The 13,367-nt window shown below is 64.4% G+C and carries 12 protein-coding genes and 1 other RNA gene; 6 read left to right on the top strand and 7 right to left on the bottom strand.

The window, feature by feature from the left end; all coding sequences use genetic code 11:
• Positions 1 to 26: 26 nt before the first annotated feature.
• The 3 genes from dnaX to ffs all read right to left on the bottom strand — a co-directional run bounded on the left by dnaX (position 27) and on the right by ffs (position 2,195).
• A complete protein-coding gene (gene dnaX, locus HMPREF9465_RS11855) occupies positions 27 to 1,379 on the bottom strand; it encodes a DNA polymerase III subunit gamma/tau (RefSeq protein ID WP_005437316.1) in 1,353 nt (450 codons plus the stop codon).
• A gap of 50 nt (positions 1,380 to 1,429) precedes the next feature.
• On the bottom strand, positions 1,430 to 1,927 hold the full coding sequence (locus HMPREF9465_RS11850; RefSeq protein WP_005437314.1) for a GNAT family N-acetyltransferase: 498 nt from the start codon (positions 1,925 to 1,927) through the stop codon (positions 1,430 to 1,432).
• A 170-nt stretch (positions 1,928 to 2,097) separates the two neighbouring features.
• Positions 2,098 to 2,195, bottom strand: an RNA gene (ffs, locus tag HMPREF9465_RS13005) — signal recognition particle sRNA small type.
• A 303-nt stretch (positions 2,196 to 2,498) separates the two neighbouring features.
• On the opposite strand from ffs, the gene trxA reads away from it, so the two are divergent.
• Together trxA and rho are read left to right on the top strand one after the other, a co-directional pair.
• The gene (gene trxA, locus HMPREF9465_RS11845) at positions 2,499 to 2,822 is read left to right on the top strand and encodes a thioredoxin (RefSeq protein ID WP_005437312.1); all 324 of its coding nucleotides are present in this window, start codon (positions 2,499 to 2,501) and stop codon (positions 2,820 to 2,822) included.
• A gap of 102 nt (positions 2,823 to 2,924) precedes the next feature.
• Positions 2,925 to 4,181 carry a transcription termination factor Rho gene (gene rho / locus HMPREF9465_RS11840; RefSeq protein ID WP_005437311.1) on the top strand — a complete coding sequence of 419 codons (1,257 nt, stop codon included), beginning with the start codon at positions 2,925 to 2,927 and terminating at the stop codon, positions 4,179 to 4,181.
• Positions 4,182 to 4,310: 129 nt separating this feature from the next.
• Here rho and HMPREF9465_RS11835 read toward each other — a convergent pair whose 3' ends face one another.
• Both HMPREF9465_RS11835 and hemC read right to left on the bottom strand, forming a co-directional pair.
• Positions 4,311 to 5,087 carry a uroporphyrinogen-III synthase gene (locus HMPREF9465_RS11835; protein WP_005437310.1) on the bottom strand — a complete coding sequence of 259 codons (777 nt, stop codon included), beginning with the start codon at positions 5,085 to 5,087 and terminating at the stop codon, positions 4,311 to 4,313.
• A 19-nt stretch (positions 5,088 to 5,106) separates the two neighbouring features.
• The gene (hemC, locus tag HMPREF9465_RS11830) at positions 5,107 to 6,036 is read right to left on the bottom strand and encodes a hydroxymethylbilane synthase (RefSeq protein WP_005437308.1); all 930 of its coding nucleotides are present in this window, start codon (positions 6,034 to 6,036) and stop codon (positions 5,107 to 5,109) included.
• Positions 6,037 to 6,371: 335 nt separating this feature from the next.
• On the opposite strand from hemC, the gene HMPREF9465_RS11825 reads away from it, so the two are divergent.
• From HMPREF9465_RS11825 to HMPREF9465_RS11810, 4 genes are all read left to right on the top strand, one after another.
• Positions 6,372 to 6,659, top strand: coding sequence for a type B 50S ribosomal protein L31 (locus tag HMPREF9465_RS11825; RefSeq protein WP_005437306.1), 288 nt, complete (start codon positions 6,372 to 6,374; stop codon positions 6,657 to 6,659).
• A 143-nt stretch (positions 6,660 to 6,802) separates the two neighbouring features.
• Positions 6,803 to 8,515 (top strand): ArnT family glycosyltransferase, encoded by a 1,713-nt coding sequence (locus HMPREF9465_RS11820; RefSeq protein ID WP_005437305.1) that lies wholly within the window; start codon positions 6,803 to 6,805, stop codon positions 8,513 to 8,515.
• 12 nt (positions 8,516 to 8,527) lie between these two features.
• On the top strand, positions 8,528 to 9,937 hold the full coding sequence (locus HMPREF9465_RS11815; RefSeq protein WP_005437300.1) for an MATE family efflux transporter: 1,410 nt from the start codon (positions 8,528 to 8,530) through the stop codon (positions 9,935 to 9,937).
• Positions 9,938 to 10,056: 119 nt separating this feature from the next.
• Entirely contained in the window at positions 10,057 to 10,833 is a 777-nt protein-coding gene (locus HMPREF9465_RS11810; RefSeq protein WP_005437299.1) for a radical SAM protein, read from the top strand.
• Between the two features lie 103 nt (positions 10,834 to 10,936).
• Here HMPREF9465_RS11810 and htpX read toward each other — a convergent pair whose 3' ends face one another.
• Both htpX and HMPREF9465_RS11800 read right to left on the bottom strand, forming a co-directional pair.
• The gene (gene htpX / locus HMPREF9465_RS11805) at positions 10,937 to 11,833 is read right to left on the bottom strand and encodes a protease HtpX (RefSeq protein ID WP_005437298.1); all 897 of its coding nucleotides are present in this window, start codon (positions 11,831 to 11,833) and stop codon (positions 10,937 to 10,939) included.
• 239 nt (positions 11,834 to 12,072) lie between these two features.
• Positions 12,073 to 13,236 carry a lipopolysaccharide assembly protein LapB gene (locus HMPREF9465_RS11800; protein WP_005437297.1) on the bottom strand — a complete coding sequence of 388 codons (1,164 nt, stop codon included), beginning with the start codon at positions 13,234 to 13,236 and terminating at the stop codon, positions 12,073 to 12,075.
• Positions 13,237 to 13,367: the final 131 nt, after the last annotated feature.

Raw genomic sequence — 13,367 nt, 5'->3', positions numbered from 1 at the left:
CGCTCTGGGGAATCTCCGGAGCGTACTCAACTGGCGGAGGGTTCTCCCCAGGGAGGCGTGTCGTCGTCGAGCTGCCCGGCGGCGGGGCCCGCGAGTCCGGGAGGCGGCGCCGAGGGACGCGGCAGGGGAGGCATGCCCGAGCTTCGGCCCACGGTCTGTACTCCAGCCGAGGGCGCAGCGGGAGCAGGAACTGCCGCAGGGGCCTGCACGGAGGCGGGCGCCTGAACGGGCGCCCTGCCCGCATCACGGGCGGGCACGCGCGTCACGGCTCTCGCGCCTGCGGGCTTGAAGGCGAGCATGCGCAGCAGAGCCATCGTGAAGCCCGCGTATTCGTCGGGGGCGAGGTTGAGGTCGTTGCGGCCGTGAAGGGCGATCTGGTAGTAGAGCTGGATCTCCTCGGGGGAGAAGGCCTGCTCGAACTCTCGGATCGAGGCGCAGTCGGGATCGTCCTCGCTCACGGCTGCGGGCACACGCTGCACGAGCGCGACGCGGTGCAGCAGGCCCGCGAGGTCGCGGAGCGCCTGCGCAAAGGAAAGGCCCTGCGTCTGCATGGCGTCGGCGACGGCCAGCATGCCCGCGCCGTCACCTGCGGCGAGCGCCCTGAGAATGCCCGTGAGGGTTTCGCCGCCGCTCATGCCGAGCATGCGGCGCACACCTTCCTGCGTCACGCCGTCGCCGCAGTAGGCGATGGCCTGGTCAAGAAGCGAAAGGCCGTCTCGCATGGAGCCGCGGGCGCCCTGGGCGAGCACGCGCAGCGCGCCTTCCTCGAACGGAATGCCCTCTTCGGTGAGGATGCGGCTCATGTGGCCCACGACGTCCTGGGGCGTCATGTTGCGCAGATTGAACTGCAAACAGCGCGAGAGCACGGTGATGGGCACCTTCTGCGGGTCCGTCGTCGCGAGGATGAACTTCACGTATTCGGGCGGCTCCTCAAGCGTCTTGAGCATGGCGTTGAAGGCCGTCGAGCTCAGCATGTGGACTTCGTCGATCATGTAAACCTTGAAGCGGCCCTGCGTGGGCGCGTACATCGCGCGCTCAAGGAGCGCGGTCATGTCCTCGACCGAACGGTTGCTCGCCGCGTCCATCTCGATGTAGTCGGGGAAGCGTCCCTCGTCGATCGCGCGGCAGGCGGGGCAGACTCCGCAGGGATGAGCCGTCATGTCGCCGTGGCCGTCCGCCCCCTGGCAGTTGAGGGCCTTGGCAAAGATGCGGGAGATCGTCGTCTTGCCGACGCCGCGGGTTCCCGTGAAGAGATAGGCGTGATGAAGGCGCTTTTCCGTGAGAGCGCGCGTGAGCGCGGTCACGACGTGCTCCTGGCCGACGATCGTGTCGAAGTCATGAGGCCGCCACTTTCTGGCGAGCACCTGATAGCTGCTCATCCTGTGTCCTTAGTGCTGAGTGAATGTGCAAGAACCTTTATTTTAGCGGCTCAACGTCCGGCCGCCCTGAGAAGCGCCTCGCCCGAAAGCCTGCAGATGCGCCAGTCTGGCAGCACCTCGGCGCCGAGTCCCTCGTAGAAGTCGATGGCGGGCTGGTTCCAGTCGAGCACGCTCCAGTCGAAGCGGCCGCAGCCCTCGTCGAGCGCCTTCTGCGCAAGGTGCCGGATGATCGCCTTGCCGTAGCCGCGGCGGCGCGCGTCCTCGACGACGAAGAGATCCTCAAGGTAGAGGCCTCGCCTCGTGAGGAAGGTGGAGAAGTTGTAGAAGTAGAGCGCGAAGCCCACGGGGCGCTCGGCGCCCGTCGCCTCGTTCACCTCCCAGGCAAGCACGCAGCCGATGACGGCGCGCGGGCCGAAGAGCTCCTCGCGAAGCTGCTCGGACGTGGCCTTGCAGTGGGATTCGAGTCGCTCGTAGCGGGCGAGCGCATGAATGAGGCCGCATACGACCTCGACGTCCTCTTCTCGGACGGGGCGGATTTCCAAACTCATGAGGGAAAGCAATTCCTGCGATAGAAAAATGCGTCCGCGCCCGCTCGAAGGGGCTTGGGACATGCAGGAACATTCTAGAGGAAGGCGGAGGCGGGGTGACAAAAAAGGCGCGATTCGCCTTGAACCACGCCCGAACGCGTCCGCCACAACGGAGGCGGAGAAAAAATGAAAATGGCGAGCCTTGTCCTCGGCACTGCTGCTGACCAGTATGGCTGCTTCGTTCCCGACCTGACCAGGTTCCTGGGGACAGCATGCGAGGGGACCCGCCAAGCCCGATAGTCTACAGAAAGAAGCAGATTTTTGCAAAATATCCTTTTTCCGCCGTCCGAAGCCCCCTGCACGAGCGGCCTCTTGGTGCTACTATAGGTACACTTTCCGGCGCGGATTCCAATCCGCCGCCCTCATCCCTGGCACGGATTCGTTCTGCAGTCCTTCAAGTGCCGCTTTCCCGAACACAACATCTTGCACTCAGTCCTGCGGCATTTATGCCTGCTCCCCCGTGCGGCCCAAGGTCGACGGTCACATGACAGGCCCGCAGTCCGTCAGGACAGTTTCTCACACCGGAGTCATCATGAGCGAAATCATTCACGTCACCGACGAAAACTTCGAAGAAGTCGTCTCCCAGCCCAACGTCACGGTCCTCGTCGACTTCTGGGCTCCGTGGTGCGGTCCCTGCCGCATGCTCGCCCCGCGCCTCGAACAGGCTGCCGAAACCTTTGACGGCCGCGTCGTGATCGCCAAGTACAACTGCGACGAAGCCAGCCGCTTCGCCGGCGAGTACAACGTGCGCGGCATCCCGACCGTGATCGCCTTCAAGAACGGCCAGCACGTCGGTGAACGCACGGGCCTGTGCGATCAGGAAACGCTCAACGCCTTCATCGAAGCTCACCTCTAAGCCGCTTTGCGGCAGGCGGAGCCGCACGCCTCATGCGGCTCCATGCATTTCTCCCAACACGCCCCTCCGACGGGCCGTCTTCTCGGGCCGTCAAAATCCGCTATGCATCTTTCCGACCTCAAGTCCCTTCACATCTCGCAGCTGCTCGACATCGCCTACGCGCTCGAAATCGACAACGCCCAGCGCATGCGCAAGCAGGAGCTCATGTTCGCCATTCTCAAGAAGAAGGCCAAGAGCGGCGAGCAGATCTTCGGTGACGGCACGCTCGAAGTGCTTCCCGACGGCTTCGGCTTCCTTCGCAGCCCTGACACCTCCTATCTTGCGAGCACGGACGACATCTACATCTCGCCCTCCCAGATCCGCCGCTTCAATCTTCACACCGGCGACTCGATCGAAGGCGAGGTCCGCACGCCCAAGGACGGCGAACGCTACTTCGCACTCGTGCGCGTCGACTCCGTCAACGGCCTGCCGCCCGAGAGCATCAAGCACCGCATGCTGTTCGAGAACCTGACGCCGCTCTTCCCGAACGAGCATCTCGTGCTCGAGCGTGACATGCGCGGCGACGAGAACCTCACGGGCCGCATCATCGACATGATCGCCCCGATCGGCAAGGGCCAGCGCGCCCTGATCGTTGCTCCTCCGAAGTCCGGCAAAACGGTCCTGATGCAGCACATCGCCCACGCGATCATCGCCAACCACCCCGACGTCACTCTCTTCGTCCTCCTCATCGACGAACGTCCCGAGGAAGTGACCGAAATGCAGCGCTCCGTCAAGGCCGAGGTCGTCGCCTCCACCTTCGACGAACCCGCCGCCCGTCACGTCCAGGTGGCCGAAATGGTCATCGAGAAGGCCAAGCGCCTTGCCGAAAGCAAGCGCGACGTCGTCATCCTCCTCGACTCCATCACGCGTCTCGCCCGCGCCTACAACACCGTGATTCCGTCTTCGGGCAAGGTGCTCACGGGCGGCGTGGACGCCAACGCCCTGCAGCGCCCGAAGCGCATCTTCGGCGCCGCCCGCAACCTTGAGGAAGGCGGCTCGCTCACGATCATCGGCACCGCCCTCGTCGACACGGGCTCCCGCATGGACGACGTGATCTACGAAGAATTCAAGGGCACGGGCAACAACGAAATCCACCTCGAGCGCCGCATGGCCGAAAAGCGCGTCTACCCGGCCATCAACCTCAACCGCTCGGGCACCCGCCGCGAGGAACTCCTCCTCAAGCCGGACGTCCTGCAGAAGGTCTGGATCCTGCGCAAGTTCCTCTACGACATGGACGAACTCGAGGCAATGGAATTCCTGCTCGACAAGATGAAGGCCACGAAGAACAACGTCGAGTTCTTCGAGCTCATGAAGAAGTAAGTCCCGGAGGGACCGAAAACAAGAAAGGCACCGTCAAGATGGCGGTGCCTTTTCCTTTTCCGACTCAAGCCCGTCGGCCCGCGCCGAAGTTCACGTCAAAATTTAAGTCGACTTATGCAAAACCTTCCGTCAGGGCAGGTCTGCGCGGATGTGGGAGGCGACGACCTCGTCGTCCGTGCAGGTGACCTCGATGTGGTGGAAGCCCGCCTCCTGAAGTCGGCGGACGATGCGCGGATGGAGCGTGACGGCGACGCCGTTCGTCACCCAGTCGCGAACCTCCGAAACGGGGCGGATCGCATGGAAGAGCGCGTCGACGGCGTCCGTGCTCGTGATGTAGATGATCGGAGACGGACCGTGAGCGGCCATGAGGATGTCGCTGCGCTGTTCGGGCGTGAGCTCGAGCGGCACGCGGACGTAGATGCACATCGTGATGACGTCTGAGCCGATGCTCCTTAACTGCTCGGGCAGCCATTCGCGGCCGGTCTGGCCGCGCAGGAAGAGCACGCGCGAAGGAGCCCCCCTGTGCTTGAGGATCTCCCAGAGCGCCTCGCTGCCGGAATCCTCGGCGTCGCCCTCGGGGTAGATGAGCTTCACGTCGTCGCCCCAGGCGGCGCGGATCACCTTTGCGGTGCCCTCGCCTACCGTGGCGAGCGTGATGTGCTCGGGCCATGCCTTCACCCAATGGGCTGCGGCGGCAACCGATGCGGGGCTCGGAAGAATGACCATCTCGACGTCGTCAAGGTTGTCCAGGCGCTCCTGAACAAGATCGCAGTCCTCCTTGCCGGGCAGCTCGATCCTGAACGCCGGCCAGCGCCAGCACTCAATCCCCTCCTTGAGGAGCACGCCGGCGAGGCGGTTGTTCGCTTCGCCGGGTCGCATCAGAATGACGGGCCTTTGTAAAGCCATAAATCCCTCTTGACCTGAATTAACCGAGAACAGCCTTCAGTATAGCGTCTGCGCCCTGACGGCGGAGGTCCTCAACCACGCGCGCCGCAAGCGCTTCAGGCTCCGTCCAGGGACCGCGGGCCTCGCTGCGGATGGCTTCGCCGGTCTTGTGGTTGCCCACGAGGGCGCGCAGGTAAAGCTCCCCGCCCTCGATGATGCCGTAGGCGGCGAGCGGAACCTGGCAGGAGCCGCCGAGCGCGCGGGAGACGGCGCGTTCGGCCGTGCAGCAGGCGCGGGTGTGCGGGTCATTGAGGAAGGCGAGAGCCTCGTGCATGACGGCGTTGTCGGAGCGGATCTCGACGCCGAGGGCGCCCTGGCCCGGAGACGGCAGGCTCACTTCGGCCGGAATGATCGAGCGGATGCGGTCGTGGAGCTCAAGACGCTTGAGGCCGGCGGAGGCCATCACGAGGGCGTCGTATTCGCCGGCGTCGAGCTTGCGCAGGCGCGTGCCGACGTTGCCGCGAACGGGAAGCACTTCAAGGTGCGGATAGTTCATGCGGAGCATGAGCTCGCGGCGAAGGCTGGCAGTGCCCACGCGGGCGCCGGCGGGCATGTCGTCAAGGCTCGCGTACTTCGGGGAGACGAAGGCGTCGCGCGGATCCTCGCGTTCGCTCACGGCGACGAGGTCGAAGCCCTCGGGAAGCTCCATCGGAACGTCCTTGAGGGAGTGCACGGCGAGATCGGCCTCGCCCGCCTCCATGGCGACTTCAAGCTCCTTCACGAAGAGCCCCTTGCCGCCCACCTTGGAGAGCGTGCGGTCGAGGATCTGGTCGCCTCGCGTCGTCATGCCGAGGAGCTCCACGCTCGCGGACGGATAGCGGGCGCGCAGCACGGACTGGATGTGAAGGGCCTGCCACATGGCAAGGGGGCTTTCGCGGGTGGCGATGACGCAGCGTTCGAAATTGGACATGATGATGAATCTGAATGTCTGTGAATGTCCGTCGTCCAGACGTTGGCGGACGGCTCTAATAAAGGGAAAACCGAAAAGCGGCGGGCGCCTTCCGGTCATTTTCCTGATTGTAACAGTCGAACTTTGCTCGACGCTTAACAAGATCCGCCGTTCGTCCCGCACGGGACTCGAAAACCTCTCCCGCACGCTTGCACGCGACGGCGGGACGTGACATAATTTCGTCCTTTCCCAGTTGGCACGTGGACAGGCATGCCTGTCGTAAGACCCGACGAATTCGGGCGGACTCGCAAGGCCGTCAGGGCGACCGACAACCAAAACTAGGAATTACCTTAAAAATGAAGAAAGGCATTCATCCCGAATACCGCGAAGTCGCTTTCGTCGACCTCTCCATCAACCAGACGTTCATCATCCGTTCCGCCGCTCAGACGCGTGAAACGATCGAAATCGACGGCGTGACCTACCCGATGTACAAGCTTGATACGTCCTCCGCCAGCCACCCGTTCTACACGGGCGCTCAGACGCGCATCGTCGAAGCCGGCCGCGTTGAAAAGTTCCGCGCCAAGTTCGCCGCCAAGCAGCAGGCCATGAACGCCGCCGCCGAAGCCGCCAAGGCCGCCAAGTAATATTGCCGGTTCAGGCCCGTGCGGCCCGTCCGCACGTCGCTTCCAGAAAGGGCAGTCTCCGATTCGTCGGACTGCCCTTTTCATTTGCCCCGAAAAAACGGACAATGTCCGCAATGTCCGAAACGTCAACTTAGGAGCCCTCCGTGCTCAGCCAGCGATCCACTCCCGTCAAAATGTCCCAGGAAGCCGCCCGCAAGCTCCCTCGCTGGAGCCTTCTCGCGCTTCTGACCATCTTCGCCTTCAGCGGTTTCTGGGCGACAGGGCTCTGGACGCTTCGCGACGCACTGAGCTTCGGCACGGCCTCCGCCATGCTTGACGGCGGCGCATCCGCCTGGCTCATGCCCATGATGGCCGACTCTCCGATCACGGAGGCGGGTCCGCTCGCGGGCTGGCTCACCGCCGTCATCATCGCCTTCGGCCGCCTCACGGGACTCATGGGCGACATCGCCGCGGTGCGCTTCGCCGCGTGCCTTCTCTTCGCGCTCACCACGGCCGCCCTTTGGTACGGCACCTGGCACCTCGCCCGACGCCCTGAGGCGCAGCCCATCGCCTTCGCCTTCGGCGGCGAGGCGAGTCCTCGCGACTACAGCCGCGTCGTCGCCGACGTCGCCGTACTGCTCTTCGTCGCAACCTTCGGCATCCTCACCCGCCAACACGAGGCGCTTCCAGACACGACGCTCCTCACGATGGCCGCGCTGAGCTTCTACGGCCTCACGCTCGGCATCAGGCGCCCCGTTCCCGGCGCCTTCACCGCAGGTCTCGCAGCAGGTCTGGCCGTCGTCTCCTCGACGCTCTTCGCGAGCTGCTGGCTCCTCGTACTCGCCCTCATCACGATCCAGTGCCTCAAGGCCTTCTCGCACCATCGCCCGAAGCGCCTTCTCATCACGATCGCCGGCGCGCTCGCGGGCTTCCTGCCCTGGCCCCTGCTCGCCTTCGCCGTCGACCCCGCGCAGGCCGCGGTCTGGTTCGGCGAATGGCTGCCCGCCCAGCTCGCGCACTTCTCGCTGGCGGGCTCCGACACCTATCTCTGGTTCGCCCGCAACGCCCTCTGGTACCTCTGCCCCATCTGGCCCTTCGCCATCTGGGGACTCTACGTCTGGCGCCATCAGATCCGCCAGACGCACATCCTGCTGCCTGCGGCCGCGCTCATGGCAGGCATCCCCGCCGTGGTCTTCTCCTCCTTTCAGGCCTACGACACGGTCTTCCTCGCCTTCCTGCCAATGCTCTCCGTCACTGCGGCCTTCGGTCTCGTAACCGTCCGCCGCGGCTACGAGAACGTGCTCGACTGGTTCTCGCTCACGATCTTCACGCTCGGCCTGCTCGTGCTCTGGGCCTACTGGTTCGCCTGGCTCACGAGCTTCGCACCGAAGATGGCCGAGTCCCTGCAGATGCTCGCCCCCGGCAGCGCCCCCGTCTTCGACTCGGGCCTGGTGCTCGCCTGCCTCGTCTCCCTCGTCTGGTTCGTCTTCGTCGGCTGGCGCCTCACGCACCGCCCCGTCGTTGCATGGCGCGGTCCGTGGCTCGCCGCCGCAGGCATCACCGCCTTCTCCGCCTCGCTCGTGGGCCTCTACCACACGGCGCTCGACGTCAACCGCTCCTACGAGCCCGTCGTCAAGGCGGTCGCCCGCAACCTTGAGGCCAAGGGCATGCAGCCCGGCGACGTCGTATGCGGCACGGGCATGAACCACGGCCTGCAGGCGGTCTTCAAACACTACGCGGACCTCGACGTCCTCGTGCGCGCCCGCCTCGACGAGTGCCGCTTCACGATTGACAGGTCCAGAAGCGGCGCCCTCCTGCCCGACAGCTTCCGTCGTCCTCACACCGATGAAGCCTTCACCGTCATCCAAAACCGCTGAACTTAGCCCCTCATGACGACACTGACGCCTCCCAAGACATCGTTCGCAGCGCTCATGCGCCTTGCGGGCCCCATTTTCGTCGCCAACATCGCCATCGTCGGCAGCGGCACGATCGACACGATCATGGCCGGCCAGCTCGGCAAGAACCACCTTGCCGCCATCGCCGTCTCCATCGCCGCCACAATCTCCGTGGTGATGGGCCTTGCAGGCATCCTCCAGAGCCTCTCCCCGATTGCGGGCCACCACTACGGCGCCCGCAACTACAGGGCCGTGGGCGAGGAACTCGAGCAGAACTTCTGGCTCGGCGGCTTCCTCTGCCTCTTCGGCGTTCCGCTCCTCATGTACACGGACCTCTGGATCTCGCTCGGCAAGGTCGAGGGCGAGGTCGCGCGTATGGCCGCCGAATTCCTCTTCTTCACCGCGCTCGCGCTGCCCGCCTGCCTCTTCGCCCGAACCTTCATCTCGGTCAACGCGGCCCTCTCGCGCCCGCGCATCACGATGTGGGTCTCGCTTGCCATGCTCGCCCTCAAGGTGCCTCTCAACGGCATCTTCATGTACGGCTGGCTCGGCTTCCCCGCCATGGGCGGCTCGGGCGCAGGCGTCTCGTTCTGCATCCTCAACTACCTCGCCTTCCTCTGCTACCTCGCCATCTGGAAGCGCGACGCCTTCTACCGCACGATGCACGCCGAACGCATCTTCGGCCCGAGGTGGGCGCTGATGAAAGAGCAGCTCCACGTCGGCATTCCGATCGGCCTGAGCACCTTCTTCGAGGTCTCGAGCTTCACGCTGATGGCAATCTTCGTCGCACGCTTCGGCTCCGAGGCCGTTTCCGCCCACCAAATCGTGGCCAACATCACGAGCCTCTGCTACATGCTGCCCCTCTCGATCGGCATCGCCTCGTCCGTACTCATCTCCCAGTGCCTCGGTGCACGTTGGCCGGCCGTGGCCTACACGGTGCTCACGCGCACGCTCAAGGTCTCGGTGGCGAGCGCGACCTGCATCGTCACCATCCTCTTCTTCGCGCGCCACTGGCTCGTGACGCTCTACTCGTCCGACACGGGCGTGTGCGCGATGGCGGCCTCGCTCCTCATCTTCGGCTGCCTCTACCACGTCTTCGACGCCATGCAGTCCGTGAGCTCGTTCGCCCTTCGAGGCTACCGCGTCACGCGCCTGCCGATGATCATCTACGGCGTCATGCTCTGGGGCGTGGGCCTCGGCGGCGGCTACATGCTCGCCTTCGGCAACCCGATCACGGGCGAGCCGATGGGCGCCTACGGCTTCTGGAGCGCCACGGCCGCAGGCCTCTGGCTCACGGGCATCTCGCTCGCCTGCATGGCCATCTGGGTGGGCCGGCAGTTCGCCCGCGACGACAACCACACGCCCGAGGAGATCGAGGAGGCCGTCAAGGTCTCCAGAGCCTGACGACGGACTTCGGGTACACGGCACTGACAAAGGCGCGGGAGGCGGCTCCCGCGCCTTTTTTCCTGCCCGCAGGCCTTGCGCTATGATTGACGATCAGGTCCCCCCGTCAGGAGTTCGGCATGTCAACCATCCTCTTTCCCAGCCCGATTTTCGGTCCCGTGCACAGCCGCCGTCTAGGCGTTTCGCTCGGCGTCAACCTGCTGCCCGCCGACGGCAAGCTCTGCAGCTTCGACTGCATCTACTGCGAATGCGGCCTCAACGGCCAGCACCGTCCCGAGTTGAGGATGCCCACGCGTGAAGCCGTGCGCGAAGCCCTTCGCGCCAAGCTCGAGAGCATGAAGGCCGAAGGCGTCCTGCCCGACACGATCACCTTCTCGGGCAACGGCGAGCCCACCTCGCACTCCGACTTTGAGGGCATCATCGACGACACGCTCGCGCTTCGCGACGAGTACGCGCCTAAAAGCCAGGTGAGCGTCCTCACCAACGCCACCCACATCGTCAGGAACGGCGTCTTCCGCGCGCTCCTCAGGGTCGACAACGCGCTCCTCAAGCTCGACACCGTCGACGAGGACTACATTCACCTCGTCGACCGCCCCACGAGCCGCTACGACCTGCCGAAGCTCATCGAGCGCATGAAAGCCTTCGAAGGCCGCTGCATCATCCAGACGATGTTCATGAAGGGCGAATGGGAGGGCCGAAGCGTCGACAACACGGGGGACGAGTACGTCGACCCCTGGCTCGACGCCCTCAGGGAGATCGGCCCCAGACTCGTGACGATCTACACGCTCGACAGGGAGACGCCTGGCAAGAACCTCCTCAAGGCGCCCCGCGAGCGTCTCGACGAGATCGCCGCACGCGTGAACGCGCTCGGCATCCCGACCACCGTGAGCGGCTGAGTCCACAAAGCGCGAACAAAAAAACTCCGCCAGACCAGAAGTCGGCAGAGTTTTTTTTCATTGCTCGAGGAGCCGTCGCGGAGGACGGCCCTCAGAAGCTGCATCAGTAGCGGCGGCTTTCAAGCGCAGCGATGCGGTCCTCAATGGACGGATGGGTCGCGAAGAGCGAGCCGATGCCGCCCGAGATGCCGAAGCCCTTGACGGCCCCCGGAAGCTCGTTCTGGGCCTCCATGCCGCCAAGGCGGCGCAGGGCGTTGATCATGGGCTGGTTGGACTGCATGATCTCGGCGGCGCCGGCGTCGGCGTGGTATTCACGCCAGCGGGAGAAGTAGGCGACGACCATGCCGGCAAGGAAGCCAAGGCAGATGTCGAGAACAAGGCTCGTCACGTAGTAGCCGACACCCGGAGCATCGTCTTCGTTGCGGAGGATCTGACGGTCGACCACCCAGCCGATGATGCGGGAGAAGAACACGACGAAGGTGTTCATCACCCCCTGAAGCAGGGTCTGCGTGACCATGTCGCCGTTCTTGACGTGGGAGATCTCGTGGGCGAGCACGGCCTCGACTTCGTCGCGGTTCATGATGTTGAGAAGCCCCGTGGAGACGGCCACCATGGCGCTCGAGGCGGAGGCGCCGGTCGCGAAGGCGTTGGGCTCGCCTTCGTAGATGCCGACTTCAGGCATCGGGATGCCGGCCCTTTCGGCTTCGTGGCGCACGACGCCGACGAGGTAGGCTTCAAGACCGGGCTGGGGATTGTTCGTGTCGATCATCTGCACGCCCATGCTCATCTTGGCCATCTGCTTGCTCATGAGCAGCGAGATGATCGAGCCGCTGAAGCCGACGACCATCGAGAAGATGAAGAGGGCGGAAAGGTTGAGGGACGAGCCCGCCATGGTGCCGAAGTTGACGCCGAACACCATCTGCACGACCGTGAGGATCACGCTGAGCATGATGAAGACGGCGAGGTTGGCGAGCACCAACAGACCAATGCGCTTAAACATACTGTTCCAATTTCCTTTTTTTTCTGCGTGGACAGAATGAGCGATGCATGTTCAGGGAACGGCGGACGTTCCATCGCTCATGCAGCCGCCGTTCATTCATTGCTTAATTGTATGAAGACGCGACGTTCAATATGTTTGGCGTCATCACGACAATTGTAACAAAGGTCTCAAAATCACTTGGAGAAAGGCCTTGATGACCGATTCCCGTGCAGGATGCATGCCTCGCGCACGCACGAGGACTACTTGACGTCCTCGATGCGGCGCGGCGGGAAGCTGTCCCAGGCGCCGCAGCCGAGGCAGTGCCAGGAGAAGGACGAGGCAAGGAAGCCGCAGTTCGAGCACTGGTACTTCGTGAAGCGGCGGCCGTGGCGCTGCAGGAGCGTGGCGAGGAGCTTCGTCTCCTCGTCGTCGGGGCGCTCCTTCTGACGAAGCGTCATCATGGTCGAAAAGGCGGAGAGGCTAGGACGCCTGGCGAGCATCTCGACGACGCTCTCGCCCGCCTTTTCAAGGCCCTCCCAGGCGGCGAGGCGCTTGACGGCCTCCTCCATCACGTCGGCGCCGCCGTTGTCGGCGAGCGCCTTGTGCAGAAGCACGACGGCCTCATCCCTGCGGCCGAGCGCGTCGAGCGCATCGGCGACGCGGCCGACGACGAGCGGCAGGTAGGCGGGCGTGCGCTTCATGACGCCGTTCCAGCAGCGCAGGGCACGTTCGGCGTTGCCGAGCGAGAGCGCGACGGCGCCAGCGGCAATGCCCGCACGCGGAGACTCGGGGCACTTTTCAAGCGCATGACGAACGTGGTCGTCGGCAAGCTCGAAGTCCTTGCGGCGGACGGCCTCCTCGGCGAGCTCGCAGTAGTAGTGGGCGATCTCGGAAGCGAGATTTTCACCCGCCTGTACCTCGAGTTGGCGCGAGACGTCGATGGCGGAGGTCCACTCGTGCTCGATGCAGTAGATCTTAAGGAGCGCGCGCAGCGCGTCCAGATGTTCGGTGGGGTTGCGCAGGAGCCTGCGGTAGGTCTCCTCGGCGCGGTCGAAGAGGCCAGCGGTCATGTAGTCCTCGCCAAGAGCCTGGAGTGCCTTGACGCGGTCCTCCTCGGGGATATCCTCGCGGTTGACAAGGTGGTTGTGGAGCTTGATCGCGCGCTCGAACTCGCCGCGGCGGCGGAAGAGCGTGCCGAGCACGTGGTGGAGCTCGATGAGCTCGGGGTCGAGCCTGACGACTTCGATGAAGGGATCGATGGCCTTGTCGGGACGGTCGCTCATGAGCATGGCCACCCCGCGCGAATACGCCTCGGGGAGCCGCCTGGAATTCCGCTCGCGCTCGCCTGCGTCGAGCCCACGGGCCCACCAGCCAGCGGCGAAGAGCACGGGAATGAGGACCAGATACCAAAGTTCGGATTCCATAAAAGGCCTTTTCTTGTCGTTAGTCAGGATTCGGTGACATTGTGGCACGCGATGCGGGCTCGGGACAAATCCCGCGCTGTCATCACGAAAAAAGGCTGCCGGCATTTTCATGCCGCAGCCTTTTTTGTGTT

It is taken from the genome of Sutterella wadsworthensis 2_1_59BFAA (assembly GCF_000297775.1).
Taxonomy (GTDB): Bacteria; Pseudomonadota; Gammaproteobacteria; order Burkholderiales; family Burkholderiaceae_F; genus Sutterella; species Sutterella wadsworthensis_A.
The sequence above is the reverse complement of the archived record's forward strand: the minus strand, read 5'-3'. Positions and strand labels throughout refer to the sequence as shown.